The 26,577-nt window shown below is 71.3% G+C and carries 24 protein-coding genes; 18 read left to right on the forward strand and 6 right to left on the reverse strand.

Features of this window, described 5'->3' with window-relative positions; genetic code table 11:
* Positions 1-37: 37 nt before the first annotated feature.
* Both murQ and ACH4MY_RS31785 read right to left on the reverse strand, forming a co-directional pair.
* Positions 38-964, reverse strand: coding sequence for an N-acetylmuramic acid 6-phosphate etherase (gene murQ / locus ACH4MY_RS31780; protein ID WP_398007351.1), 927 nt, complete (start codon positions 962-964; stop codon positions 38-40).
* 64 nt (positions 965-1,028) lie between these two features.
* Entirely contained in the window at positions 1,029-1,946 is a 918-nt protein-coding gene (locus ACH4MY_RS31785) for a MurR/RpiR family transcriptional regulator (RefSeq protein WP_398007353.1), read from the reverse strand.
* A 113-nt stretch (positions 1,947-2,059) separates the two neighbouring features.
* On the opposite strand from ACH4MY_RS31785, the gene ACH4MY_RS31790 reads away from it, so the two are divergent.
* Both ACH4MY_RS31790 and ACH4MY_RS31795 read left to right on the forward strand, forming a co-directional pair.
* Positions 2,060-2,416 carry a hypothetical protein gene (locus tag ACH4MY_RS31790; protein ID WP_398007355.1) on the forward strand — a complete coding sequence of 119 codons (357 nt, stop codon included), beginning with the start codon at positions 2,060-2,062 and terminating at the stop codon, positions 2,414-2,416.
* Positions 2,413-2,682 (forward strand): DUF4031 domain-containing protein, encoded by a 270-nt coding sequence (locus ACH4MY_RS31795; RefSeq protein ID WP_398007357.1) that lies wholly within the window; start codon positions 2,413-2,415, stop codon positions 2,680-2,682. Before ACH4MY_RS31790 ends, ACH4MY_RS31795 begins: the two co-directional genes overlap by 4 nt.
* A gap of 65 nt (positions 2,683-2,747) precedes the next feature.
* On the opposite strand, the gene cpt is transcribed toward ACH4MY_RS31795, so the two are convergent.
* From cpt to ACH4MY_RS31815, 4 genes are all read right to left on the reverse strand, one after another.
* Complete coding sequence (cpt, locus tag ACH4MY_RS31800; protein ID WP_398007437.1) at positions 2,748-3,269, reverse strand: chloramphenicol phosphotransferase CPT; 522 nt, start codon at positions 3,267-3,269, stop codon at positions 2,748-2,750.
* A 54-nt stretch (positions 3,270-3,323) separates the two neighbouring features.
* On the reverse strand, positions 3,324-3,698 hold the full coding sequence (locus ACH4MY_RS31805; RefSeq protein ID WP_398007359.1) for a putative quinol monooxygenase: 375 nt from the start codon (positions 3,696-3,698) through the stop codon (positions 3,324-3,326).
* Between the two features lie 30 nt (positions 3,699-3,728).
* On the reverse strand, positions 3,729-4,931 hold the full coding sequence (locus ACH4MY_RS31810) for a Cmx/CmrA family chloramphenicol efflux MFS transporter (RefSeq protein ID WP_398007438.1): 1,203 nt from the start codon (positions 4,929-4,931) through the stop codon (positions 3,729-3,731).
* Positions 4,932-5,172: 241 nt separating this feature from the next.
* Positions 5,173-5,847 carry a hypothetical protein gene (locus ACH4MY_RS31815; RefSeq protein ID WP_398007361.1) on the reverse strand — a complete coding sequence of 225 codons (675 nt, stop codon included), beginning with the start codon at positions 5,845-5,847 and terminating at the stop codon, positions 5,173-5,175.
* Positions 5,848-6,034: 187 nt separating this feature from the next.
* On the opposite strand from ACH4MY_RS31815, the gene ACH4MY_RS31820 reads away from it, so the two are divergent.
* The 16 genes from ACH4MY_RS31820 (at position 6,035) to ACH4MY_RS31895 (ending at position 26,571) form a co-directional block, all read left to right on the forward strand.
* On the forward strand, positions 6,035-7,468 hold the full coding sequence (locus tag ACH4MY_RS31820; protein ID WP_398007363.1) for an MFS transporter: 1,434 nt from the start codon (positions 6,035-6,037) through the stop codon (positions 7,466-7,468).
* Positions 7,469-7,545: 77 nt separating this feature from the next.
* Positions 7,546-8,724 carry a trans-sulfuration enzyme family protein gene (locus ACH4MY_RS31825; protein ID WP_398007365.1) on the forward strand — a complete coding sequence of 393 codons (1,179 nt, stop codon included), beginning with the start codon at positions 7,546-7,548 and terminating at the stop codon, positions 8,722-8,724.
* Between the two features lie 91 nt (positions 8,725-8,815).
* On the forward strand, positions 8,816-9,355 hold the full coding sequence (locus ACH4MY_RS31830; protein WP_398007367.1) for a MaoC family dehydratase: 540 nt from the start codon (positions 8,816-8,818) through the stop codon (positions 9,353-9,355).
* Positions 9,356-9,486: 131 nt separating this feature from the next.
* Positions 9,487-10,335, forward strand: coding sequence for a class I SAM-dependent methyltransferase (locus ACH4MY_RS31835; RefSeq protein WP_398007368.1), 849 nt, complete (start codon positions 9,487-9,489; stop codon positions 10,333-10,335).
* Complete coding sequence (locus ACH4MY_RS31840) at positions 10,332-11,375, forward strand: class I SAM-dependent methyltransferase (protein ID WP_398007370.1); 1,044 nt, start codon at positions 10,332-10,334, stop codon at positions 11,373-11,375. The genes ACH4MY_RS31835 and ACH4MY_RS31840 overlap by 4 nt, the downstream gene beginning before the upstream one ends.
* Positions 11,376-11,401: 26 nt before the next feature.
* The gene (locus ACH4MY_RS31845; RefSeq protein ID WP_398007372.1) at positions 11,402-12,295 is read left to right on the forward strand and encodes a diiron oxygenase; all 894 of its coding nucleotides are present in this window, start codon (positions 11,402-11,404) and stop codon (positions 12,293-12,295) included.
* 39 nt (positions 12,296-12,334) lie between these two features.
* The gene (locus ACH4MY_RS31850; RefSeq protein WP_398007374.1) at positions 12,335-13,234 is read left to right on the forward strand and encodes a hypothetical protein; all 900 of its coding nucleotides are present in this window, start codon (positions 12,335-12,337) and stop codon (positions 13,232-13,234) included.
* A 1-nt stretch (position 13,235) separates the two neighbouring features.
* Complete coding sequence (acpS, locus tag ACH4MY_RS31855; protein ID WP_398007376.1) at positions 13,236-13,703, forward strand: holo-ACP synthase; 468 nt, start codon at positions 13,236-13,238, stop codon at positions 13,701-13,703.
* Positions 13,704-13,725: 22 nt separating this feature from the next.
* The gene (locus tag ACH4MY_RS31860; protein WP_398007378.1) at positions 13,726-13,977 is read left to right on the forward strand and encodes a phosphopantetheine-binding protein; all 252 of its coding nucleotides are present in this window, start codon (positions 13,726-13,728) and stop codon (positions 13,975-13,977) included.
* Positions 13,974-15,194: a methionine adenosyltransferase gene (gene metK / locus ACH4MY_RS31865; protein ID WP_398007379.1), complete on the forward strand. Its 1,221-nt coding sequence runs from the start codon at positions 13,974-13,976 to the stop codon at positions 15,192-15,194. The genes ACH4MY_RS31860 and metK overlap by 4 nt, the downstream gene beginning before the upstream one ends.
* Before the next feature lie 5 nt (positions 15,195-15,199).
* On the forward strand, positions 15,200-16,183 hold the full coding sequence (locus tag ACH4MY_RS31870) for a carbohydrate kinase family protein (RefSeq protein WP_398007381.1): 984 nt from the start codon (positions 15,200-15,202) through the stop codon (positions 16,181-16,183).
* Between the two features lie 19 nt (positions 16,184-16,202).
* Positions 16,203-19,679, forward strand: coding sequence for a methionine synthase (metH, locus tag ACH4MY_RS31875; RefSeq protein ID WP_398007382.1), 3,477 nt, complete (start codon positions 16,203-16,205; stop codon positions 19,677-19,679).
* Positions 19,676-20,536 (forward strand): methylenetetrahydrofolate reductase [NAD(P)H], encoded by an 861-nt coding sequence (gene metF / locus ACH4MY_RS31880; RefSeq protein WP_398007384.1) that lies wholly within the window; start codon positions 19,676-19,678, stop codon positions 20,534-20,536. The genes metH and metF overlap by 4 nt, the downstream gene beginning before the upstream one ends.
* Positions 20,529-21,935 (forward strand): adenosylhomocysteinase, encoded by a 1,407-nt coding sequence (gene ahcY, locus ACH4MY_RS31885; protein ID WP_398007385.1) that lies wholly within the window; start codon positions 20,529-20,531, stop codon positions 21,933-21,935. Before metF ends, ahcY begins: the two co-directional genes overlap by 8 nt.
* Positions 21,935-22,606 (forward strand): maleylpyruvate isomerase family mycothiol-dependent enzyme, encoded by a 672-nt coding sequence (locus ACH4MY_RS31890; RefSeq protein WP_398007387.1) that lies wholly within the window; start codon positions 21,935-21,937, stop codon positions 22,604-22,606. The genes ahcY and ACH4MY_RS31890 overlap by 1 nt, the downstream gene beginning before the upstream one ends.
* 242 nt (positions 22,607-22,848) lie before the next feature.
* The gene (locus ACH4MY_RS31895; protein ID WP_398007389.1) at positions 22,849-26,571 is read left to right on the forward strand and encodes an amino acid adenylation domain-containing protein; all 3,723 of its coding nucleotides are present in this window, start codon (positions 22,849-22,851) and stop codon (positions 26,569-26,571) included.
* The last annotated feature ends 6 nt before the right edge of the window (positions 26,572-26,577 follow it).

Raw genomic sequence — 26,577 nt, forward strand, 5'->3', positions numbered from 1 at the left:
GGTGCGGTGGTGCCTTGCTGTGCGGGGGCGGGGAGGTTCAGGGCTGCGCGTGCAGGGCGGCGCGCAGATGTCCCTGGGAGTGGGTGAGGCGCTGGTCGGCGGTCTTGGCATCGATGTCGGCGAGGATCATGAGGATGGCGGTCTTCACCTCTCCGTCGGCTGCGGTGAGGGCGGCCTCGATCTGCTCGTCCGGGGCGCCGGTGGCCAGGGCGACGATCCGCCGCGAGCGGGCCTGGAGCTTCTCGTTGGAGGCGCGGACGTCGACCATGAGGTTTCCGTAGGTCTTGCCGAGCCGGATCATCGTGATCGTCGAGATCATGTTGAGGACGAGCTTCTGGGCGGTGCCCGCCTTGAGCCGGGTCGAGCCGGTGAGCAGTTCCGGGCCGGGGACGACCTCGATGCCGTGTTCGGCGGCGGCGGCGAGCGCGCTGTCCTCGTTGCAGGAGAGGCCGATGGTGAGCGCGCCGCGTGCGCGGGCGTGCTCGACGGCGCCGATGGCGTACGGGGTGCGGCCGGAGGCGGAGATGCCGACGACGGTGTCGTCCGCGGTGACGCCGAGATCGGTGAGGTCCTGCTCCGCGAGCTCCTTGGAGTCCTCGGCGCCTTCGACGGCCTTGACCATGGCGGACGGGCCGCCCGCGATGAGGCCGACGACCCGGCTCGGGTCGGTGTTGAAGGTGGGCGGGCACTCGCTGGCGTCGAGGACGCCGAGTCGGCCGGCGGTGCCCGCGCCCATGTAGATGAGCCGTCCGCCGCGGGCCATGCGCGCGGCGGTGGCGTCGATCGCGGCGGCGATGGCCGGGAGCTGCCGGGCGACGGCGGCGGGGACGGTGGCGTCCTCGCCGTTCATGAGCGCGGCGATCTCGGCGGTGGGGAGCTGGTCGATCTCGGCCAGTTCCGGACGGAACGCCTCGGTGGTGAGGGTGGCCAGCTGGGCGCGGAGTTCGGAGTACGTAGCAGACACGTGCGGCTCTTTCGGTGCTGTGGTCGTCAGCGGGTGCTGTGGTCTCAGCGGCGCGCTGTGAGGGTCAGCGGGTGCGGGGCGAGTGACGGTGGGCGAGGGCTTCGTACGAGGCGGCGAGGGCAGGGGCCGCCGTCTCGTACGTGCGCTGCGTCACGCAGGTGAACAGACAGTCCACGACCAGGAGTTGGCTGGTGCGGGACGACATGGCCGCGGGGCGCAGTTCGCTCTCGCGGGCGGTGGAGGTGGTGAGGATGTGGTCGGCGTACTGGGTGACGGGCCCGTCCGGGCGGCCGGTGATCGCGACCGTGGTCGCCCCGTGGTCGAAGGCCACCCGGAGCGGTTCTATGACGTCGCCGGTCGAGCCGGAGTGGGTGATGGCGATGGCGACGTCGCCGGAGCGGAGCTGCACGGCGTTGGTGACGGCGAGGTGCGGGTCGCTGTGGGCGTGCGCGATCAGGCCGATGCGGAGGAGTTTCTGGCCGAGGTCCTGGGCGACGAGGCCGGAGGCGCCGACACCGTAGATGTCGATGCGGCGGGCGACGGCGAGGGCGGCGACGGCGGCGCCGAGCTGGACGGTGTCGAGTCCGGCGGCGGTGTCGGCGAGGGTCTGCTGCTCGTCGTAGGCGAGCTTGGCCACGACGTCGGCGATCGGGTCGTCGACGGCGATGTCGGCGGTGACGGCGGGCGCGCGGCCGGACTGCTGCTGGGCGGCGAGTCCGGCGAGGGCGAGCCGCAGGTCGCGGTAGCCGGGGTAGCCGAGGAGGCGGGCGGTGCGGACGACGGTCGCCTCGCTGGTGCCGGTGAGCTCGGCGAGTCCGGTGACCGTGAGCGCGGCGCAGCCGGCCGGGTCGCCGGCGACGGCCTCGGCGACCCGCTGCATGGAGCGGGTCATGGACGGCGCGAGGGTCCGCACCTTGGCCGCGAGGGCGGCGGGAGCGGGGGGAGCGTCGCCCATGAAACTTTCCTTCACGTCATTGGTCACATCTGAAAGATACTTTCGGGCCGTCGGCTCGACAAGACCCCATCGGTCCCGGATCCGGGCAGGACCTTCGCCCTTTTTCGTGTGGTGGGGGCCGAACGGGTGACAATGAGTCCATGGACGACATCGACCCCGTGGAGCAGGCGCTGCACACCGCTCGCGCGCTGGTAATGGCCGACCTGGTGGCGCGGGAGGTCGCGGCCGCCGAGGTCGTGTCGATGGTGGAGGACGCGGTGACCCACCGGCGCTGGTGGGTCGAGCAGTGGCCCGAGGGCCTGACGTACGTCGCCGGTCTCGTCGCCCAGGACGTCCAGGACGCCCTGCTCGAACGGTACGGCCGCTGGCCGCTCTGCCCGGTCTGCTCGACGGGCGGTCCGCACGCCCTCGACGTGGAGCCCGAGCTGGGGCCCGACCCGCACTGGGTCTGCGGCAAGCAGGGAGTCGTGGTCGCACCGGTGGGCGGCCTGAAGTGACCCTCTACATCGATCCGCCGACCTGGCCGGGGCACGGCCGTATGTGGTCGCACCTGGTCAGCGACGTCTCCTTCGAGGAGCTGCACGCCTTCGCCGCCTCGATCGGAGCCCCGCCCCGCGCCTTCGAGCGCGACCACTACGACATACCCTCCGAGCGGTACGCCGACGCGGTGGCCGGCGGCGCGGTCGAGGTCGGGTCCAAGGAGCTGCTGCGCCGTCTCACGGAGGCGGGCCTTCGTCGCCCGAAGGGCCGACCGGCCTCCTGAGGCGTAAGGGCGTAAGGGCGTAAGGGCGAGAGGCGTACGGGCGGGCGACGCGTGCGGCGTACGGGTCAGGCGATGTGGGCGGCGATGGCGCGCGCGCAGTCGAGTGATTCGCCGTGGGTGGTGTCGACCTCCACGTCGTAGACCACGCCCTGGTGCACGGTCTCCGCCTGCTTCGCGGCCATGCCCGCGACCCGGTCGCCGCGGGCGATCTCGCGGCCCTCGGCGACGGCGCTTTCGCACCGGACGCCGACCCACAGCACCTCCAGGTCGCCGGTGAACCTCCGCCACCGTTCCTGGGCGGCGGCTCCGCTCAGGAAGACGTCGTCGACGATGATCCGGGCGCCCGCGCGGGCCATCGCGACGACGCCCTCGGCCCAGGCGCCTTCGAGGGCGCGGAACTCGGCCCCGATGTTCACCCCGCCGTCGGCGTCGAACTCGATGCCGTCGTCGGAGCTCTGCATCTTCAGGGGCATCGCCTCGATCAGGGAGTCGACCCCGAACGCCAGCCAGGGGTCGGGCAGTACGGCCTGGAGGCACCGTACGATGCCGGACTTCCCCGCGCTGGAACCGCCGTTGAGGATGATCATCTGTGTCGTCACCGCGTCACAGTACGGCGGTGACGACACCGTACGCAGCGGGTTTCAGCCGGCGCGGACCAGCACGGTCTCCTGCGGCGGCCCGCTGAGCAGCTCGGGCCCGGCGGCCATCGCGGCGGCGAGGTGGGGGCTCCTGAGGTGCGCCTCGAAGGACTCCCGGTCGACCCACTCCTCGACGACGATCCAGGAGCCGGGCTCCAGCGGGTCCTCGTACGGCCGGTAGGACAGGCAGCCGGGCTCCTGGAGCGTCGGGCCGACCAGCGAGAGGGCCTGTTCCCGAACGGCCTCCTCCCGCCCGGGCGCGGCCCGGAGCCGTGCGAGCACGGTGACGGCGGGGCCGCCGGTGGGTGTGGTGCTGTCGCCGATGGCCGCGGCGGTGCCGCTGCTCGTGGTCGCGGTGTGGCTGGTGCCGGTGGTCACGGTTTCCCCCCCGTGGGTGACTGGTGGACGTCAGCGGGACGATACGGCCTTCTCGGTCCGCGGGGTGCCGGACGTCACCACGCGGGACGGGGACGTGTGGAGCTTCAGGGCCACGGCGGCCGTTCCGAGGCCGACCGCCGTCATCGCGGCGCCCGCCCAGGCCGTCGAGGCGTAGCCGAGGCCCGCGTCGATGACGGTGCCGCCGAGCCAGGGGCCGCCGGTGTTGCCGAGGTTGAAGGCGGCGGTGGTGGTGGCGCCCGCGAGGGTGGGGGCGGCGCCGGCGACGTTGAACATGCGGGCGTTGAGCGCCGGGGCCGTGTAGAAGGCGGAGACGCCGAGGAGGAAGGTCAGCACGATCGTGGCGACCGGGCTGGACGCGAAGAGGGCCAGGGCGACCAGGAAGACGGTGGAGGCGGCGATGCCGGTGAGGAGGACGCCGAAGAGGTGGGCGTCGGCGACCCGGCCGCCGATGGCCGTCCCGACGACGGCGCCGATGCCGAAGAGTCCGAGGACGCCCGAGACCCAGGCCTCGTCGAGCCCGGAGACGTCGGTGAGCAGCGGGGCGAGGTAGGAGAAGGCGCAGAAGACACCGCCGGCCGCGAGGGCGGTGACGGCGACCGAGAGGAGGACCTGGCGGTCGCGGTAGATGGCGATCTCCCGCTTGAGGCGGGGCTTCGTCTCGGGGAGCGGGATGCGGGGGATGCGGGTCACCACGCCGACGAGCGCGATCGCGGAGGCGGCGCCGACCGCCCAGAACGCGGAGCGCCAGCCGAGGTGCTCGCCGAGGAAGGCGCCGGCGGGGACGCCGAGGACGTTGGCGATGGACAGGCCGCCGATCATGACCGCCATGGCCCGGGCGCGGGAGCCGACCGGGACCATCGCGATGGCCACGGCCGCTCCGACCGCCCAGAAGCCGGCGCAGGCGAGGGCGCTGACGATGCGGGACGCGAAGAGGACGGCGTAGCTGGGGGCGAGGGCGCCGGCTATCTGGCCGAGGCCGAAGACGGTGATGAGGGCGATGAGGGTCGTCTTCCGGGGGAGCCGGAGCGTCGCGACGGCGAGCAGGGGTGCGCCGACGACCATCCCGACGGCGAAGGCCGAGATGAGCAGCCCGGCGCTGGGGATGGAGACGTTCATGTCCTCCGCGATGGGCGGGAGGAGCCCGGAGAGCATGAATTCGCTCGTGCCGAGTGCGAAGACGGACAGGCCGAGGATGTAGACGGCCAGCGGCATGCGGGTGCCGGTGGGGGCGGCTTCGGCGATCGGCGCGGGGTGCTCGGCGGCGGGTGTCGTGGGCTCGGCGGAGGAAGACGGCATGACATGCGTCAACCTGGGGTTTGTGCCTGTCATTCCCGGTTCGCCGGAGATCTCGGGATATGGGACGGTGCAGGTCGGGGCCTGTTTACGGCCGGTGGCGCATGACGTGGCGCGCGCCGGCGTTCGGGGCGTCCTCCCTGCCTACGGCGGCTGCGCGTCACGCGGTTCCGGGCGTGTCCGTCAGTTCCGTGAGTTCGCGTTCCAGGTTTTCTCGGGCCCTCTCCTCCCAGACCGCCGCTCCGTAGGGCGTACGGAAGAGGCGGGGCAGTCCGAGGAGCTGGCGGAGGACTGCCGCGCGGCCCTGGCGGAAGGCGTCGTCGGGGACGAAGCCGTACTCCTCGCGGACCGCTGCCGCATACCTCTCATAGGTAGGGGGGTCGGTCGCCAGGATCGCGAGGTCCGCGTCGCAGAGGGTCTCGCCGTTCAGGTCGCCCGGGGTCGGGTCGTGGGTGATCGTCAGGCGGACGAGGCGGGCGACTTCGGCGACCTCGTGCGGGGTGAGTCCGGCCTCGGTGAGGGCCTTCTCGGCGAGGACGGCCGAGCGTTCCTCGTTCTCGGAGCGTTCCGGGCGGTAGACCGCGTCGTGGAACCAGGCGGCGAGCCGTACGAGCTCCAACTCCCCGCCCTCGCCGCCCTGGTCGGCGAGTTCGTCGATGCGGGTGAGGACCGCCCGGAGGTGGTCGACCGTGTGGTAGCGGCGCTGCGGCTCGGCCCAGCGGGCCAGCAGGTTGTGGCCGTAGGGGGTGGGGTCGGGGCCTTCGCGGCCGGCGCGGGCGGCGTGCAGGGTGGAGTTCCAGCGCTGGAGCAGCTCGGGGTGTTCCTCGGCGGTCATGAGGGCATTCTGCCCGGCGCGCGGGCCGGAAGGCTCGCTTCCCCCGTGTCTCCGGTGGCGCTTTCCCCTCACTCTTACATACCCCCCATGGGTATGCTACGGTGCTGCGCACAGGTACCCCCTAGGGGTATGCCCCGAGTCCCGGTCGGGACCGCTCGGGGGTCGCAGCGAGCGAAGGGTCAGGGCAATGTCAACCGTCAATCCCCGGCGCTGGTGGGCACTTGTCGTGCTCGCCGCCGCACAGTTCATGGTCATCATGGACACGTCGATCATCGGGGTCGCGCTCCCCGAGATGCAGAAGGACCTGGGCTTCTCGCAGAGCGAGCTCCAGTGGATCTTCAACGCCTACGTGATCGTCTTCGGCGGGCTCCTGCTCCTCGGCGGACGTCTCTCCGACCTCGTCGGGGCGCGCAAGATCTTCGTCGCCGGCTGGGCCGTCATGATCGCCGGCTCGGTCCTGGCCGCCGCCGCGCAGACCGCCTGGGTCGAGATCGCGGGCCGCGCCGTCCAGGGCGTCGGCGGTGCGCTCATCGCACCCTCCGCCATGACCCTGCTGATGATGCTCTTCATGCACGACCCGAAGGAGCTCGGCAAGGCGATGGCGCTCTACGGCGCCGCCGCCCCCGCCGGCGGTACCGCGGGCGTCTTCCTCGGCGGTGTCTTCACCGAGTGGATGAGCTGGCAGTGGGTCTTCATCATCTACATCCCGATCGGTCTCGCGACCCTCGCCGCCACCAAGCTGCTCCCGAACGTCGAATCCCGCCGCGGCTCCGTCGACGTCCTCGGCGCCGTCGCCGTCACCGCCGGTCTCGCGCTCGCCGTCTTCGCCGTGGTCCGCGCCCCCGAGGTCGGCTGGGGCTCCACCGGCACGATCCTCCAGCTGATCGGCGCCGCCGCTCTCCTCGTCCTCTTCTTCGTGATCCAGAAGAGCATCGGCGAGCCGCTCATGCCGCTCAGTGTCTGGCGGGTCCCGCGCCTCGGCTCGGCCAACCTGGCGATGACGCTGCTCGGTGCCGCCTGGATCCCGATGTGGTACTTCCTCAACCTGTACCTCCAGCAGGTCCTGGGCTTCGGCGCCTTCGAGTCCGGTGCCGCGCTGCTCCCGATGACCGTGCTCCTGATGGTCTTCATGACGGCCATCACGGCCCGGCTCATGATGAAGTTCGGCGCCAAGCCGCTCATCGGCGGCGGTCTCCTCGTCCTTGCCGCGGGTCTGGTCTGGCTCGCCGCCGTCCCGCCCACCGGCACCTTCGTCGTCGACGTCCTGCCGGCCTCGCTGGTCGCCGCGCTCGGCATGTCCCTCGCCTACATCCCGGCGATGATCGCCGCGATGTCCGGCGCCCCGCAGGAGCAGGCCGGTCTCGCCTCCGGCATCGTCAACACCACGTACAACGTGGGCTCCGCGCTCGGCCTCGCCGCGCTGACCGCCGTCGCCATGTCCCAGGGCGCCGACCAGCTCGGCAACCTGCCCGCCCTCACCGACGGGTTCTCGGCCGCCTTCATCGGCGCCGCGGTCGTCGCCGCCCTCGGCGGTGTGATCACCCTCCTCGTCATGAAGAGCGACAAGGCCGTCGCGGCCGAGGCCGCCGCCGCCCCGCAGGGGGAGAAGGTCTCCGTCTGAACCGCCCCGAAGGGGCCGCCCGATGTCCGTCACCAGGACGTCGGGCGGCCCCTTTCCCGTATCGGGAGAGGAACACCGTGGAACTGAACACCCGTGCCGTCCATGTCGTCAACGAACCCTTTCCGAGCGGCAGTCGGCCGCTCTCCGTGCCTCTCGTGCAATCCTCCGCCTTCGCCTTCGAGTCCGCGGCCGAGCTCGCCGAGGCCATGGCGGGACCCGACGGGCGGTACGTCTACAGCCGCCGCGGCAATCCGACCGTGCGGGCCCTGGAGCAGACCCTCGCGGGCCTGGAGGGCGGCGCCGGGGCCATCGCCTTCGCCTCCGGCATGGGGGCGATCAGCGGGGTGCTGCTCGCCCTGCTGCGGCCCGGCGACCGGGTGGTGGCCCAGCGCTGTCTGTACGGCGGAACCCATGCCGTCCTGGGGGACCTGGCCGAGCGGTACGGCATCGAGGTCGTACGGATATCCGGCGACGATCCCGCCGAGTTCGAGGCCGCCGCCGTGCACCCCGCCACCCGGCTGCTCGTGCTGGAGACCGTCGCCAACCCCACCGGGCAGGTGCCCGACCTGCCGGGGCTGCTCGCCGTGGCCCGGGCGCTCGGGGTGACGAGCGTCGTCGACAACTCGCTCGCCTCGCCCGTGCTGTGCCGTCCCCTGGAGCACGGCGCCGACATCGTGGTCCACTCGACCACCAAGTACCTCTCCGGGCACTCGGACGTCCTCGGCGGCGCCGCCGTGTTCGCGGACGACGGGCTGCGCCGCCGGGTGTGGCCCCGGACGGTCGAACTCGGAGCCTGCGCGGATCCGTTCGCCGCCTGGCTGACCCTGCGCGGGATACCCACCCTGCCGCTGCGGATGCGTGAGCACTGTGCCAACGCCGCCGCCCTCGCCGAGCGGCTCGCCGGCCATCCGGGCGTCACGGCCGTCCACTATCCGTGGCTCGCCGGCCATCCCTCGTACGACCGGGCCCGCACGGTGCTCTCGGGCGGCGGCGGGCTGCTCTCCTTCGAGCTCGCGGGGGGCCGGGAGGCGGGCCGGGCCTTCGTCGAGCGCGTACGGGTGGCCAGGCTCGCGCTCTCCCTGGGCGGGGTGGAGAGCCTGGTGACGCATCCGGCGTCCACCTCGCACCGGGAGCTGGACGAGGCGGCTCTGGGCGCGGCGGGGATCGCGCCCGGCCTGGTGCGGATGTCGGTCGGCATCGAGGACGTCGAGGACCTCTGGGCCGATGTCGAACAGGCCCTCGGACAACCTCTCTGAAACCCTTCTTTTGGGTTGACAAAATAAATGGTCGATTCGTAGATTGGTGTGTGCCAGGGAAAGACCACTCCTAGGTCAAGGGGGACGCGCGATGCGCTACTTCGAGGACTTCCGGCCCGGCGACGTCCACGAGCTGGGCGCCGTCACCGTCACGGCGGAGGAGGTGCTGGAGTTCGGCAGGCGCTTCGACCCGCAGCCCTTCCACACGGACCCCGCGCTCGCGGAGCGGTCGCAGTTCCGCGGCCTGATCGCGAGCGGATTCCACACCCAGGCGATGTTCATGCGCCGCTACGTCGACGGACTGCTCGCCTACAGCGCCTGTATGGGCTCGCCCGGCATCGACGAGGTCCGCTACCTGCGGCCCGTCCGGCCGGGCGACGTCCTCGCCGCGCGCGTCGAGATCCTCGGCTCCACCCCGTCGCCGTTCAACCCCGCCACCGGCACCGTCAAACCGCGGTGCACCCTGGTGGCCCCCGACGGGACGGCCGTGTTCAGCATGATCCTGCACAGCATCTTCCGCCGGCGCCCCGCCGACTCCGAGGCCGACCATCTGTCGTCGATGCCCGCGGCCGAGGACCCCGTCGCCTGTGTGCGACCGGCCAAGACCTGTGTCCCGGTCATGAGCGCCTGACGAGCCGTCCTTCGTCGGGCCCCTGAACACGGCCGTCCGTACACCCGGACCCGTCCGCGCGACCGGACCCCTCCGTACGCACGGACCCGTCCGAAGCCCCGTACATCCACCGAAGTGAAGGGGGACCTCCTGTGGAGGCCGTATCCCGCACCGCCCAGTGGACCGCCGCCGCGCGCGCCCTGGAGACCGAGCGCGAGGACCGGCTGTTCGCCGATCCCTACGCGCGCACCGTCGCCGACCGGATCGGCTTCGAACTGCTCGAGCGCTACGCCGGGGGCGGCACCGTGCCGTTCCTCGCGATCCGCACCACCTACCTCGACCGCGCCATCGTCAAGGCGGTGGAGGAGCGGGGCATCCGCCAGGTCGTCTTCCTCGCCGCCGGCATGGACACCCGTTTCTTCCGGCTGCCCTGGCCCGACGGCGTCACCGTCTACGAGCTCGACCGCCCGGCCCTCCTGGAGGCCAAGGCCGAGATGCTCAAGGACGAGCCGCAGCCCGCCGGCCGCACCCGGATCACCGTCCCCGTCGACCTGACGCAGGACTGGACCGGCCCCCTCAAGGAGGCGGGCTGGAAGAGCGAGGAGCCCGTCCTGTGGGTGGTGGAGGGACTGCTGTTCTTCCTGCCCGAGCAGGCCGTACGGACCCTCATCTCGACGCTCTCCGCGCACGCCGCTCCCGGCTCCGTGCTGCTCGGCGACGTCATCTCGAGGGCCGCCCTGGTCAATCCGCTCGCCCGCACCTTCCTCTCCGCCCTGAAGGACGACGGCAACCCGTGGCTCTTCGGCACCGAGGAGCCCGAGGCGCTGCTCGCCGACTGCGGCTGGGCCGTACGGGAGGTCAGGCAGCCCGGTGAGGAGGGCGCCGACTTCGACCGCTGGCCCTACCCGGTGCCGGCCCGTTCCGTCCCGGGCGTGCCCCGGTCCTTCCTGTTCACCTGCGACCTTCCGGGCACGCACGGCTTCGAGGAGGCGGCGGCATGAGCGCCCAGGACTTCCACCAGCGGGTCATCACCGACGCCGGCGCGGCCGTCCGCGGTCTGACCGTCGCGCTCGGCGAGCGCCTTGGCCTCTACAAGGCGCTGGCCGAGCGGGGCCCGCTCACCTCCGTGCAGCTCGCGGAGGCGACCGGCACGAACGAGCGGTACATCGAGGAGTGGCTGCACGCCCAGCTCTCCGCCGGGTACGTCGAGCGGCACCCGAGCTCCCTCACGTACACGCTCCCCGCCGACCACGTGGCGGTCCTCGCGGACCCGAAGGCCGTCACGTACGCCGCCGGGTTCTTCACCGCCCTCAAGGCGCTGTACGCCACCGAGGACCTGCTCGTCGAGGCCTACCGCACCGGTGACGGCGTCGGCTGGGCCGAGCACGACGCCGCCCTCGACACCGGCATGGGCTCCTTCTTCCAGCCGACGTACGAGCACAAGCTCGTCCCGGACTGGCTGCCCGCCCTCCACGAGGTCACCGGCAAGCTGGACGCCGGCGGCACCGTCGCCGACGTCGGCTGCGGGGTCGGCCACACCACGCTGCTCATCGCCAGGGCCTTCCCGAACGCCACCGTCCACGGCTTCGACTACTCGGAGGAGGCCATCTCGATCGCGCGGGAGCTCGCCGAGGAGGCGGGACTCTCCGGGCGGGTCGTCTTCGAGGTCGCCTCGGCCGACGACTACCCGGGCTCCGGCTACGACCTGGTGTGCTTCTTCAACGCCCTGCACGACATGGGCGACCCGGTCGCCGCCGCGCAGCACGTCCACAAGTCCCTGGACGCGGACGGCACCTGGATGCTCGTCGAGTCGAACGTGTCCCCGCAGGACATCGACGCCCAGACGCCCGCCGCCCGCATGTTCATGGCCCTGTCCGCCGTCATGTGCCTGCCCGTCGCGGTCGCCCAGCGCGGCCCGCACGCGCTCGGCAACCACTCCGGGGAGAAGGCCTTCCGGGCCATCGCGGAGGAGGCCGGCTTCACCCGCTGGCGGCGTGCCACGGAGACCCCGGTGAACGCGGTCTACGAAGTCCGGCCCTGAACACCCCGAAGCCTGGAGGAACCATCATGGGCGCCACCGCCCCCCTGCCCGTCACCGACCGGTTCATGGAGGTCCTGGAGCGGCTCAGCGAGCGCTCCGTCGAGGACTACTACAACCCGTACCAGACCTTCCAGTGGCCCGAGACGCTGGAGGAGAACCGTTTCTGGATGACTCCGGAGCTGCTCACCGTCTATGGCACCGAACACTACGACACCCTCGGTGAGGAAACGCTTCAGCGCCTGTCGAAGTGGGAGTCCGTCAACTTCTACAGCCTCAACGTGCACGGCATCCGCGAACTCCTCATCGAGGTCGTCGGCCGCATCCACATGCCCGGCTTCGAAGTGCCCTCGGACTTCTTCCACCACTTCATCGGCGAGGAGAACGAACACATGTGGTTCTTCTCCGAGTTCTGCCGCCGCTACGGAAACAAGATCTACGGCTCCACCGGCATGCGCGCCGACGCCGCCTGGGAGCCGGAGGTCGAGAACTTCCTGGTCTTCACCCGCATCCTCTTCTTCGAGGAGCTCGTCGACCACTACAACGCCCGGATGGCGAAGGACACCTCGCTCTGCCACACCATCCGCGAGGTCAACCGCATCCACCACCAGGACGAGTCCCGCCACATCGCCTTCGGACGCGAGCTGGTCTCCCTCCTGTACGGCCGGATGTGCCAGGCGGTCGGCGCCGAGCGGGTCCGCGAGGTGGAGGCGTACCTCAAGCGGTACGTCGTCTACAGCATCAACTCCCTCTACAACCCCCACGTGTACCGCGATGCCGGCATCGCCGACCCGCTGGCCCTGCGCAACGCGCTGGTCGCCGACCCGAGCCGCCGCGCCCACGAGCGCAAGGCCGTCCGCAAGCCGCTCGCCTTCTTCCTGAAGACCGGGATCTTCTCCGACGACACCCTGCCCGTCGTCTGAGCGGCCCGCGAGACCTCCCACCCGAGAGGTGAAGAGACCATGACCGTGACGACCCCCGCGCAAGCCGGGGAGAACGCGGGCTCGACGAGGGGCCTCCCCTCGCTCGGCCCCGAGGGGACCCGCCTCCTGCGGCTCCTCGACGACACCTTCGAGAGCTGGGGAGTGACCGCGGGCGCCCGCCCGATGACCATGCCCCCGCTCCTGCCGGCCGCCGACCTGGCGAAGCTGGACTACTACGACAACTTCCCCCACCAGGCGGTCGTCGCCACCGCCCTCGACCTGGACCGCCGGACGGACGCGCCCTTCTCCGCCGACACCGGCCGCTTCCCCGGCGAGGCACTCGAACCCGCCGCGCTCGGACTGCCCTCGGCGTCCTGCTACGCCGTCTACCTCGACCACCGGGGCACCCGGGTCGCCGACGACACCCTCGTCACTATCTGCTCCTGGTGCTTCCGCAAGGAGACCCACTACGAGGGCATGCGGCGCCAACTCGGCTTCCGCATGCGGGAGATCGTCGCCATCGGCGCGCGCGAGCACGCCGAGACGCACCTCGCCGACTTCACCACCCGCATCCAGGCCTTCGCCGCGGCGCTCGACCTGCCGCTGCGCAGGGAGGCCGCCTGCGACCCCTTCTTCGACAAGGGCAGCTCGAAGGCGCTCCTCCAGCGGCTCACCCCGGTGAAGTACGAGTTCCTGTACGAGGACCTGGCCATCGCCTCGGTCAACACCCACCGGAACTTCTTCGGCGACCGGTGCGACATCACCCTGGAGTCGACCGGAGGACCGGCCTTCACCAGCTGCGTCGCCTTCGGCCTCGAACGATGGCTGTCCGCACTGACCCGACGCCACGGCAGCTGGGAGTCCGCCACCGAGGCGGTGCTCGAAGCGAACGCCCGGACGCGGGCCGATGCGAGTGGCGCGGCCGGGCCGGTGATCTGACGTGCCGGCCCGTCCCGCCGCCCCGCCGGCGGGCGGCCTGGGGTGGGCGAACCTCGGCATGGACATCGTGTCCGTCAACCGTGTCCGCAGGCTCCTCGCCCAGTACGGGGAGCGGTTCTTCGAGCGGATGCTCACCCCCGGCGAGCTCGCCGACTGCCGTACCTCCTCCGGGCTCGACGTACTGAGCCTGTGCGGGCGGATCGCGGCCAAGGAAGCGGCCTTCAAGACCTTACGGGTCAGGGGCAGGTTCCTGCCCTGGCCGGACATCGTCGTGCGGCGTTCCGAGGGCGGCTGGCCGCTCGTGGAGCTGCACCGCGCGGCCGCCGAGATGGCCGCCGAGTCCGGCATCACCGAGATCACCGTGTCCATCAGCCACGACGTGGACTACGCGGTGGCGGTGGCCGCTCCGATCATCGCCCCCACCCCCTCGTACGCCCCCACCCCTTCCGTATCCAGCAGCAGTAGCTAGCAGCAGCTAAAGGAGAGCAACCATGGCCGACGGCCTGCAGACGGTGAAGAACTGGATCCTCGAGCGTCACCCCGAGCGCGACGACATCGCGTCCGACCTCGACCTGATCGAGAACCGGCTCATCGACTCGCTGTCCTTCGTCGAGTTCGTCTTCCTCCTGGAGCAGGAGAGCGGCACCGCGATCCAGATGGAGACCCTGGAGGTCGAGTCCATCCGCACCCTCGGTGCCATCGAGCAGCACTTCTTCAAGACCCCGGCGGAGGTCCAGGCATGAGCCGCCGCCTCTTCACCTCGGAGTCGGTGACCGAGGGACACCCCGACAAGATCGCCGACCGGATCAGCGACACCATCCTCGACGCCCTGCTCGCCGAGGACCCGTCCTCACGGGTGGCGGTGGAGACCCTGATCACCACGGGTCTCGTGCACATCGCGGGCGAGGTCACCACCTCGGCGTACGCGCCGATAGCGAAGCTGGTGCGCGAGGCCGTCCTCGACATCGGCTACGACTCCTCCGCGAAGGGCTTCGACGGCGCCTCCTGCGGCGTCTCGGTGTCCATCGGCGCCCAGTCGCCGGACATCGCGCAGGGCGTCGACACGGCGTACGAGTCCCGGGTCGAGGGCGCGGGCGACGAGCTCGACGCGCAGGGCGCCGGCGACCAGGGCCTGATGTTCGGCTACGCCTGCGACGACACGGCCGAGCTGATGCCGCTGCCGATCGCGCTCGCCCACCGGCTCTCGCGCCGGCTCACCGAGGTCCGCAAGAACGGCACCGTGCCCTATCTGCGGCCCGACGGAAAGACCCAGGTCACCATCGAGTACGACGGGGACCGCCCGGTCCGCCTCGACACGGTCGTGGTGTCCTCGCAGCACGCCGCCGACATCTCCGTCGAGGGCCTGCTCACCCCGGACGTGCGCGAGTACGTCGTCGAGCACGTCCTCAAGGAGCTCGTCGAGGAGGGCGTCAGCCTGGAGTCCGACGGCTACCGGCTCCTGGTGAACCCGACCGGGCGCTTCGAGGTCGGCGGCCCGATGGGCGACGCCGGACTCACCGGCCGGAAGATCATCATCGACACGTACGGCGGGATGGCCCGGCACGGCGGCGGCGCGTTCTCCGGCAAGGACCCGTCGAAGGTGGACCGCTCGGCGGCATACGCGATGCGCTGGGTCGCGAAGAACGTCGTCGCGGCCGGTCTCGCCCGCCGCTGCGAGGTGCAGGTGGCGTACGCGATCGGCAAGGCCGAACCGGTCGGTCTCTTCGTGGAGACCTTCGGCACGGGCACCCTGCCGGACGAGCGGATCCAGGAGGCCGTCAGCGCGGTCTTCGACCTGCGCCCGGCGGCGATCATCCGCGACCTGGACCTCAAGCGTCCGATCTACGCGAAGACGGCGGCGTACGGCCACTTCGGCCGTGAGCTCCCCGAGTTCACGTGGGAGCGCACGGACCGCGTGGAGGCCCTCAAGAAGGCGGTCCGTCCGGGAGAAGGGGTCTGAGGGACATGCGCATCGCTGTCACGGGATCCATCGCCACCGACCATCTGATGACCTTCCCCGGCTGGTTCAGCGAGCAGCTGCTCGCCGACCGGCTCGACCGGGTCTCGCTGTCGTTCCTCGCCGACAACCTGGAGGTCAGGCGCGGCGGAGTGGCAGCGAACATCGCCTTCGGACTCGGTGTCCTCGGACTCCGACCCACACTGGTGGGCGCCGCCGGCGCCGACTTCGAGCCGTACCGGGTCTGGCTGAAGGACCACGGTGTGGACACCGACTCGGTGCGCGTCAGCGAGTCGCTCCACACCGCCCGGTTCGTCTGTACGACCGACCGGGCGCAGAACCAGATCGCCACCTTCTACGCGGGGGCGATGGCCGAGGCGCGCGAGATCGACCTGAGGGAGGTCGTCGCGCGGACCGGCCGGCTGGAACTGGTCCTGGTCTCCCCGGACGACCCCGAGGCCATGCTCCGGCACACCCGCACCTGCCGTGAGCTGGGGATTCCCTTCGCCGCCGATCCGTCGCAGCAGTTGGCGCGGCTCGACGGGGCGCAGGTGCGGGAGCTGGTGGACGGGGCGCGTTTCCTGTTCACCAACGAGTACGAGACGGCGCTCCTCCTGGAGAAGTCCGGCTGGGCGGAGGCGGACGTGCTGCGCCGGGTCGGCACCTGGATCACCACCCACGGCGAGGCGGGTGTCCGCATCCGGGGCGAGGGCCGGGAGCCGCTGGCCGTGCCGGCGGTGGAGGTCGCGGCCGTCGTCGACCCGACCGGGGTCGGGGACGCCTTCCGGTCCGGGTTCCTCGGTGGCTGGCTGTGGGGCGTGCCGGAGCGGTGCGCGGCGCAGCTGGGCTGCGCGGTCGCGGCGACCGTCCTCGACTACGTGGGGACGCAGGAGTACCGGCTGCACCGGGATCCGCTTCTGGACCGGATCAGGACGACGTACGGGACGAGCTGCACGGCCACGCTCGTCACTCATCTGAGGGGGCTGTCATGAGGGCATCGCGGGGGCCGGCGTGAGTACCGCACGGCGGTCGCTGCGGGAGGAGTTCGCGACCCGGGTCGTGGTGGCCGACGGGGCGATGGGCACGATGCTCCAGGCCGCCGACCCGAGCATGGACGACTTCCGGAATCTCGAGGGCTGCAACGAGATCCTCAACCTCACGCGCCCCGACATCGTCGCCTCCGTCCACGACGCCTACTTCTCGGTGGGTGTGGACTGCGTCGAGACCAACACCTTCGGGGCGAACCTGGCCGCGCTCGCCGAGTACGGCATCGAGAACCAGGTGTACGAGCTGTCCGAGGCCGGTGCCCGGATCGCCCGCGCCTCGGCGGACGCGCACACGGCCGCCGACGGGCGTCCCCGCTGGGTCCTCGGATCCATGGGCCCCGGTACGAAGCTGCCGACGCTGGGCCATGTCACCTACGAGCCGCTGCGGGAGGCCTTCCAGCAGAACGCGGAGGGCCTGATCCGGGGCGGCGCGGACGCGCTGCTCATCGAGACCTCGCAGGACCTGCTCCAGACGAAGGCGGCCGTCATCGGCGCCCGCCGCGCCCTGGACTGGGTGGGGGTGGACCTGCCGGTGATCGTGCAGGTCACGGTGGAGACCACGGGCACGATGCTGCTCGGTTCGGAGATCGGTGCGGCGCTCACCGCCCTGGAACCGCTCGGCATCGACATGATCGGACTGAACTGCGCCACGGGCCCGGCCGAGATGGCCGAGCATCTGCGGCACCTGTCCCGCCACGCCCGTGTCCCGATCTCGGTCATGCCGAACGCCGGCCTGCCCGTCCTCACCTCCGACGGCGCCCACTACCCGCTGTCGCCGGCCGAACTGGCCGACGCGCAGGAGACGTTCGTCCGCGAGTACGGGCCCGTCCTGGTCGGCGGCTGCTGCGGTACGACCCCGGAGCACCTGCGGGAGATCGTGGACCGGGTGCGGGGCGCGGCCGTCCTCGACCGGCGTCCCGAGCCGGAGCCGGGCGCGTCCTCCCTCTACAGCCATGTGCCGTTCCGGCAGGACACCGCGTACCTGGCGATCGGCGAGCGCACCAACGCCAACGGTTCGAAGAAGTTCCGCGAGGCGATGCTCGACGGGCGCTGGGACGACTGTGTCGAGATGGCGCGGGACCAGATCCGCGAGGGCGCGCACCTGCTCGACCTGTGTGTGGACTACGTGGGCCGGGACGGCACCGCGGACATGGCGGAGCTGGCCGGCCGGTTCGCGACGGCGTCCACCCTGCCGATCGTGCTCGACTCGACCGAGGTCGGGGTCCTGCGGGCGGGTCTGGAGAAGCTCGGCGGCCGCGCGGTCGTCAACTCGGTCAACTACGAGGACGGCGACGGACCCGAGTCGCGGTTCGCGCAGGTCACGGCCCTGGCGAAGGAGCACGGCGCGGCGCTGATGGCGCTGACGATCGACGAGCAGGGCCAGGCCCGGAGTGTCGGGCAGAAGGTGGCGATCGCCGAGCGGCTCATCGGGGACCTCACCGGGAACTGGGGGATCAGGGAGTCGGACATCCTGATCGACACCCTCACGTTCACGATCTGCACGGGTCAGGAGGAGTCCCGCAGGGACGGCATCCACACGATCGAGGCGATCAGGGAGCTGAAGCGGCTCCACCCGGACGTCCAGACGACGCTGGGCCTGTCCAACATCTCCTTCGGTCTGAACCCGGCGGCGCGGATCGTCCTCAACTCGGTCTTCCTCGACGAGTGCGTGAAGGCGGGCCTGGACTCGGCGATCGTCCACGCCTCGAAGATCCTGCCGATCGCCCGCCTGGAGCCGGAGCAGGTCGAGGTCGCGCTCGATCTGATCCACGACCGCCGCAGGGAGGGGTACGACCCGCTCCAGCGCTTCCTGGAGATGTTCGAGGGGGCGACGGCGAAGTCCCTGAAGGCCGGCAAGGCGGAGGAGCTTCTCGCCCTGCCGCTGGACGAGCGGCTCAAGCGCCGGATCGTCGACGGTGAGAAGAACGGTCTGGAGGCGGACCTCGACGAGGCCCTGACGGTCCGCCCCGCCCTGGAGATCGTCAACGAGATCCTGCTCGACGGCATGAAGACGGTCGGTGAGCTCTTCGGCTCCGGCCAGATGCAGCTTCCGTTCGTGCTCCAGTCCGCCGAGGTCATGAAGACCGCCGTGGCCCACCTCGAACCGCACATGGAGAAGACGGACGCCGACGGCAAGGGCACGATCGTCCTCGCCACCGTCCGCGGCGACGTCCACGACATCGGCAAGAACCTCGTCGACATCATCCTCTCCAACAACGGCTACAACGTCGTCAACATCGGCATCAAGCAGCCGGTCTCCGCGATCCTCGAAGCCGCCGAGGAGCACCGCGCCGACGTCATCGGCATGTCCGGTCTCCTGGTGAAGTCCACCGTGATCATGAAGGAGAACCTCCAGGAGCTGAACGGCCGCGGACTCGCCGCGAAGTTCCCCGTGATCCTCGGCGGCGCCGCCCTCACCAGGGCCTACGTCGAACAGGACCTGCACGAGATCTACCAGGGCGAGGTGCGCTACGCCCGCGACGCCTTCGAGGGCCTGCGCCTCATGGACGCCCTCATGGGCGTCAAGCGCGGCGTCCCCGGCGCCGTACTCCCGCCGCTGAAGCCGCGCCGCGTCCCCAAGCGGGACACCCCGGCCCTCGTCACACAGGCACGCGAGCCCGAGCCCGCCGGCCGCTCCGACGTCGCCGCCGACAACCCCGTACCCGAACCCCCCTTCCTCGGGACCCGGGTCGTCAAGGGCATCCAGCTCGCCGAGTACGCCTCCTGGCTCGACGAGACCGCCCTCTTCAAGGGCCAGTGGGGCCTCAAGGACACCGAGACCATCGAGACGGAGGGCCGGCCGCGGCTGCGCGCCTGGCTCGACCGCCTCCAGACGGACCACCTCCTCGAAGCGGCCGTCGTCTACGGCTGGTTCCCCTGTGTGTCCAAGGGCGACGACCTGATCGTCCTGGACGAGGACGGAGGCGAGCGGACCCGCTTCTCCTTCCCCCGCCAGGAGCGGGGCCGCCGCCTCTGCCTGGCCGACTTCCACCGCTCCGAGGACTCCGGCGAAATCGACGCCGTCGCCCTCCAGGTGGTCACCGTCGGCTCCCGGATCGGCGAGGCGACGGCGAAGCTCTTCGCCGCCGACGCCTACCGGGACTATCTCGAACTGCACGGCCTGTCCGTCCAGCTGGCCGAGGCGCTCGCCGAGTACTGGCACGCCCGGGTGCGCACCGAATGGGGCATCGCCGGAGCCTCGGAGCCGGCCGGCATCGAAGGGATGCTGCGCACCGAGTACCAGGGCTGCCGCTACTCCCTCGGCTACCCGGCCTGCCCCGACCTGGAGGACCGGGCGAAGATCGCCGCGCTCCTCCGCCCGGAGCGGATCGGCGTGGAGCTGTCGGAGGAGTACCAGCTGCACCCCGAGCAGTCGACGGACGCGATCGTCGTCCACCACCCCGAGGCGAGCTACTTCAACGCGGGAGGCCGACGCCTGTGAACCCCACCTTCTCGTTCGAGTTCTTCCCGCCGAAGACGGACCGGGGCGAGCGGACCCTGTGGGAGGCGATCCGCCGGGTGGAGGCCCTCTCGCCGGACTTCGTCTCCGTGACGTACGGCGCGGGCGGCTCGTCCCGCGACCGGACCATCGAGGTCACGAAGCGGATCGCGGCCGAGACGACCCTGCGGCCCGTCGCCCATCTGACGGCCGTCGGGCACTCGGTGGCCGAACTGCGGGCGATCATCGGCGCGTACGCCGACGCGGGAGTGCGGGACGTGCTCGTGCTCCGCGGCGACCCGCCGGGCGACCCGCGCGGCGCGTGGACCCCGCACCCCAGGGGATTCACGTACGCCTACGAGCTGGTCGAGCTGGTCCGCTCGCTGGGCGACTTCCGGATCGGCGTGGCGGCCTTCCCCGAGGGCCATCCGAGATCGGCCGGTCCGTCGGACGACCTGGCGCACTTCGTCGCCAAGTGCCGGGCGGGCGCCGACTACGCCATCACCCAGATGTTCTTCGACCCGGAGGACTACCTGCGGCTGCGGGACCGGGTCGCCGCCGCCGGCTGCGACACCCCGATCATCCCGGAGATCATGCCGGCCACCGACGTACGCCAGATCAGGCGCTTCGCCGAGTTGAGCGACGCCGCGTTCCCCGAGGACCTGGCACACCGCCTGGAGGCGGCGAAGGACGACCCGGCGGCGGCGTACCGGACCGGCGTCGAGCACGCGGCCGCGATGGGCCTGCGGCTGCTCGACGAGGGCGCGCCGGGCCTGCACTACATCACGCTGAACAAGTCGACGGCGGCCCTGGAAATCCACCGAACCATCATGAGCGCAAGGAGCGTTGTCCATGTCTGACGTATTCACGGACTACAAGGTCGCCGACATCACCCTCGCCGGGTTCGGCCGCAAGGAGATCACCCTCGCCGAGCACGAGATGCCCGGACTGATGTCCATCCGCCGCGAGTACGCGGCGACGCGGCCCCTCGCGGGGGCGCGGATCACCGGCTCGCTGCACATGACCGTGCAGACGGCCGTCCTCATCGAGACCCTGGTCGCGCTGGGCGCGGAGGTCCGCTGGGTGTCCTGCAACATCTACTCGACGCAGGACCACGCGGCCGCCGCGATCGCCGCCGCCGGTATCCCGGTCTTCGCCTGGAAGGGCGAGACCCTGGAGGAGTACTGGTGGTGCACGGAGCAGGCCCTGACCTGGCCCGGCGCCGACGGCCCCAACATGATCCTGGACGACGGCGGGGACGCCACCCTCCTCGTCCACAAGGGCGTGGAGTACCAGAAGGCGGGATCCGTGCCCGACCCGTCGACCGCGGACAACGACGAGTTCCGCGTCATCCTGGAGCTGCTGGGCGACACCGCCCTCGACTGGGGGACGATCGCCGCCGCCGTCCGCGGCGTGACGGAGGAGACCACGACCGGCGTCCACCGCCTGTACGAGATGCACCGCGAGGGCGCGCTGCTCTTCCCGGCGATCAATGTGAACGACGCCGTGACGAAGTCGAAGTTCGACAACAAGTACGGCTGCCGGCACTCCCTCATCGACGGCATCAACCGCGCCACCGACGTCCTCATCGGCGGCAAGACCGCCGTCGTCTGCGGCTACGGCGACGTCGGCAAGGGCTCGGCGGAGTCGCTGCGCGGCCAGGGCGCCCGGGTGATCGTCACCGAGATCGACCCGATCTGCGCGCTCCAGGCGGCGATGGACGGCTACCAGGTCGCCACCCTGGAGGACGTGGTGGAGACGGCCGACATCTTCGTCACGACCACCGGCAACAAGGACATCATCATGGCGTCCGACATCGCCCGCATGAAGCACCAGGCGATCGTCGGCAACATCGGCCACTTCGACAACGAGATCGACATGGCCGGCCTGGCGGCGATCCCCGGGATCGTGAAGGACGAGGTCAAGCCGCAGGTCCACACCTGGACGTTCGAGGACGGCAAGGTCGTCATCGTGCTCTCCGAGGGCCGCCTCCTCAACCTCGGCAACGCGACGGGCCACCCGTCCTTCGTGATGTCGAACTCCTTCGCCGACCAGACGCTGGCGCAGATCGAGCTGTTCACCAAGCCCGCGGAGTACCCGGTGGGCGTCTACACCCTGCCGAAGCACCTGGACGAGAAGGTCGCCCGGCTGCACCTGGACGCCCTCGGCGTCCGGCTGACGACCCTGCGTCCCGAGCAGGCGTCGTACATCGGGGTCCCGGTGGACGGCCCGTACAAGCCGGACCACTACCGCTACTGATGTGTACGAACGATGACGGGCGCGACCCGTGGCTCCCCGACCGGCTCCTGAGGACGGAACGGGACCTGCTGATGCCCCTCCTCCGCCGGACACCGGAGGAGGCGTACGAGCTCCGCACCGCGTGCCCCGGGTGGACGGCGAGGCAGGTCCTCGCGCACTGCGGAGCGGCCCTGGTCAGGATCGTCGAGGACCGCCTGGAGGAGGGCGTGTTCCTGCCGGAGGCGAACGCGTACGACGTGGCCGAGCGCGAGGACTGGCCGCTGGGCCGGATCCTCGACGAACTGGAACGCGGCCTGACCGAAGCGGGCCCGGTCATCGCCGGGCGGGAGGACGGCCGCCTGGACGCGGTGGCGCTCGGCGAATGGGTCCACGCGGGAGACGTACGGGAGGCCTTCGGCGAACCGCACGCCTACTGCGGCCCGAGCCTGGACCTGGCCCTCCCGCTCCTCTCGGTGACGAGCCGCAAACGGGAGACCCCCCGCCTGGTGGGGGTCCTGAAGGACCGCGCGACGACCCGGGTGTCCCTGGGCAACGCCATCGAAGGCCGGCCGGCGGCCACCTTCGAGGGCGACGCGTCGACCCTGATCCGCATCTACGCGGGCCGCCCCCTGGTGAGAACCCGCTACGAACTGACCGGCGCGACGGAACACGAGCTCCTGATCTACCGCTGAGAACCGTGCCGCCCCCGGCCCCCGCGACACCCCGGCCCCGCCCCTGCCCGGCCCCCCTCCGGCAGCGGCCCGGGGCCGGGGCTCGTAGCGTGCGCCGGCCCCCTCACTGCCAGAGCCGTGGGCCTCGCACGGGTGGGCACACCTCGCCCCCGGGGCCGGCGCCCCCGGCGCCCCCGCGGCCCCGGCCGACCGGCGGGCCGACCGGCGGGCCGACCGGCCGACCCGACCCCGAAGGGACCCTCATGCCCCGCACGCTGGACCGGCTCCTGCACACCGAGACCCTGCACCGTCCCGACGCCACCGCCGTCGTCTTCGAGGGCGAGACCCTCACCTTCCGGGAGCTGTCGGAGGGCGCCCTGGTCCTCGGCCGGTACCTCCGCTCGCTCGGCGCGCGCGCGGACAACCGTATCGGCGTCCATGTCGACCCGTCGCTCGAACTCGTCCTCGGGACCTGGGGCGTTCTCCGCTCGGGAGCCGCCTACGTCCCGCTCTCCCCGGAGTACCCGGAGGAGCGCGTCCGCTACATGATCGAGGACAGCGGCAGCCGTATCGTCGTCACCCAGGACCGTTTCCGCGACCGCGTCACGGATCTGGCCCCGCCCGGCACGACCGTCGTCACCCTCGGCGACGCCGTCCGGCACGCCGGGCGCACCGAGGCGGAGGAGACGCCGGCGTACGACATCGGTGAGAGCGACCTCGCGTACGTCATCTACACGTCGGGCTCCACGGGCAGGCCGAAGGGCGTCATGATCGAGCAGCGCTCGATCGTCGCCCAGATGCGCTGGATGAGGGCGGAGCACCAGCTCGGCCCCTCCGCCGTCGTCCTCCAGAAGACCCCGACGAGTTTCGACGCCGCCCAGTGGGAGATCCTCGCTCCGGCCGTCGGCGCCCGGGTCGCCGTCGGCCCGCCCGGCGTCTACCGCGACCCCGAACGTCTCGTCGACGCCGTCCGCGCGCACGGCGCGACGATGCTCCAGGGCGTCCCGACCCTGCTCCAGGCCCTCGTGGACACCGAGCGCCTCGGTACCTGCACCACGCTGCGCCGCGTGTACTCGGGAGGCGAGATCCTCTCCCGCAACCTCGCGGCCCTGCTCCTGGCGGAGCTCCCGGACACCGAGCTGATCAACCTCTACGGCCCCACCGAGTGCACGATCAACGCCTCCTCGCACACCGTCGACCGTGCCGCGGTCGCCGCGGCCGCCGGTGATGTCACCGCCCCCGCCGCGATACCCATCGGCAGACCGGCGTACGACACGACCTTCCACATACGCGACGGCGAGCTGTGCATCGGCGGGGTCCAGGTGGCGCGGGGGTACCTGGACCGGCCGGAGCTGACGGCGGAGCGTTTCCTCACCACCGACTCCGGCGAACGCCTCTACCGCACCGGCGACCTGGCCCATCGGAACGAGGACGGCACCGTCCAGTTCGCCGGCCGCGCCGACAACCAGATCAAGCTGCGCGGTTTCCGTGTGGAGCTGGACGAGATCGCGCTGGCGGTCGAGAACCACGACTGGGTCAAGAACGCGGCCGTCATCGTGAAGGACGAGCCCCGCACCGGTTTCCAGAACCTGGTCGCCTGTGTGGAGCTGTCCCCGAAGGAGGCCGCGCTGATGGACCAGGGCAACCACGGCGCCCATCACCAGTCCAAGGAGTCCAAGCTCCAGGTCAGGGCGCAGCTCTCCAACGCGGGCACGCTCCCGGACACCGAGCTGGCGGGCCTCCCCGCCGTCGCCCTGCCCGGCATCACACCCACGGAGCGGATGCGCCGTACGGTCTTCGCCCGCAAGACCTATCGCTTCTACGAGGGCGGCGAGGTCACCCGCGCGGACGTCCTGGCGGCACTGGCCCGCCGCCCGGAGGGCATCGGCTCCCGGGCGGTGGGCAGCCTGACGGCGGCGGACCTGGGGGAACTGCTGCGCTGGTTCGGTCAGTTCACGAGCGAGGAGCGGCTGCTCCCGAAGTACGGCTACGCCTCGCCGGGGGCGCTGTACGCGACCCGGCTGTATGTGGAGCTGCGCGGGATCGCGGGTCTGGACCCGGGCACCTACTACTACCACCCGGTCCGGCACCAGCTGTACCGCACGGAGGGCGCGACGGCGGGCGGCGACCCGTACCTCCGTCTCGCGTTCCGGGGCCGGCGGTCGGTGATCGAACCGGTCTACAGGAACAACATCCAGGAGGTCCTGGAGATCGAGACGGGCCACATGGTGGGCCTGTTCGAGGAGGTCCTGCCGGGGTACGGCCTGGACATCAGGCCGTACGGGGAGTCGGCCTTCGAGGTGGTCCCGTACGACGAGGAGTCGCGCGCGGAGCGCACGGACCCGGAGGTGGACGTCTACGTCCAGGCGCACCCGGGCGGGGTGGCGGACCTTCCACCGGCCCAGTACGCCTACGAGGCGGGCGCCCTGCGGCAGATCGCCCCCTCGCTCGTCGAGAAGAAGCATGTGATCGCGATCAATCAGGCGGTGTACGAGCGGGCCTCGCTCGGCATCACGGTGATCAGCCGCACCGCCGACACGAGCCGCGCGTACATCGACCTGGGAAGAGTCCTGCAGCGGCTCCAACTCGGCGATCACGGGCTGGGGTTCATGGCCTCGGGATACAGCTCGAAGTCGGGGCATCCGCTCCCCGCCGCCTGCCGGATGGACGAGATCCTGACGGCGGCGGGCCGGCCGACGGGCCCCTCGTACTTCTTCGTCGGCGGCCGGGTCGGCGAGGAGCAGCGGCTGAGCGAGGGCATGTACGAGGACACGGTCCACATGAAGGGCCCCGCGGAGATGATCCGCGACGACCTCGTCCGTCACCTGCCGGACTACATGATCCCGAACCGGGTCGTGGTCCTGGACCGGCTGCCGCTGTCGGCGAACGGCAAGGTGGACACCAGGGCGCTGGGCGAGCTGGCCGTGGTCAACGCCGGTCTGCACGGCCGCCCGCACGTCCCGCCCCGTACGCGTACGGAGAGCAGGCTCGCGGAGATCTGGGCGTCGGCGCTGAAGTACGAGGAGGTCGAGGCGGTCTCGGTCCTGGACGACTTCTTCGAGTCGGGCGGCAACTCCCTCATCGCCGTCGCGCTGGTCACCAGGATCAACCGGGAGTTCGGCGCGCGGCTGCCGCTCCAGATCCTCTTCGACCGTCCCACGGTCGAGAAGCTCGCCCATCGGCTGGACGGCGCGGCCGCGACCCCCGCCTCCCGTCTCGTCAGGCTGCACGCGGCCGGCGGCCGGCCGCCCGTCTACTGCTGGCCGGGGCTCGGCGGCTACACGATGAACCTGCGGCACCTGGCGGAGGAGATCGGCATCGACCGCCCCTTCTACGGGGTGCAGGCGTACGGGATCAACCGGGGGGAGGAGCCGTACGCGACGATCCGCGAGATGGCGGCGGCGGACGTCGAAGCGATCCGGCGGCGCCAGCCCACCGGCCCGTACACGCTCTGGGGCTACTCCTTCGGCGCCCGGGTGGCCTTCGAGTCGGCGCACCTGCTGGAGGCGGCGGGGGAGCAGGTGGAGAACCTGTTCCTGATCGCTCCGGGCTCGCCGAAGGTCCGGGCGTCGTCGGAGGCGGACGGGGCCTCGTACGGGAATCCGGCGTTCGTGGCGATCCTGTACTCGGTGTTCGCGGGCCTCGTCGACCCGACGGTGGAGGCGAAGGACAGGGAGGCGTTCGTGGCACGGGTGGCGGCGGACCTCCCGTCCCTGGACCCGGAGCTGATCGGCCGGATCGTCGCGATCGTCGAGGAGACCTTCGAGTTCACGTACACCTTCCGGGAGCTCGCCGAGCGGCAGGTGGCGTGCCCGGTGACCCTCTTCAAGGCGGAGGGCGACGACTACTCGTTCCTGGAGAACGCGACGGGCTGGTCGACCCGCCCGCCGACGGTGGTGGAGCTGGACGCCGACCACTACAGCCTGCTGCGTCAGCCGGATCTGAAGGAGCTGGTCAAGAAGATCCGGTACAGGCTGGGGCAGTAGGGCCCC

This window comes from Streptomyces sp. NPDC017246 (assembly GCF_044331325.1).
GTDB lineage: Bacteria > Actinomycetota > Actinomycetes > Streptomycetales > Streptomycetaceae > Streptomyces.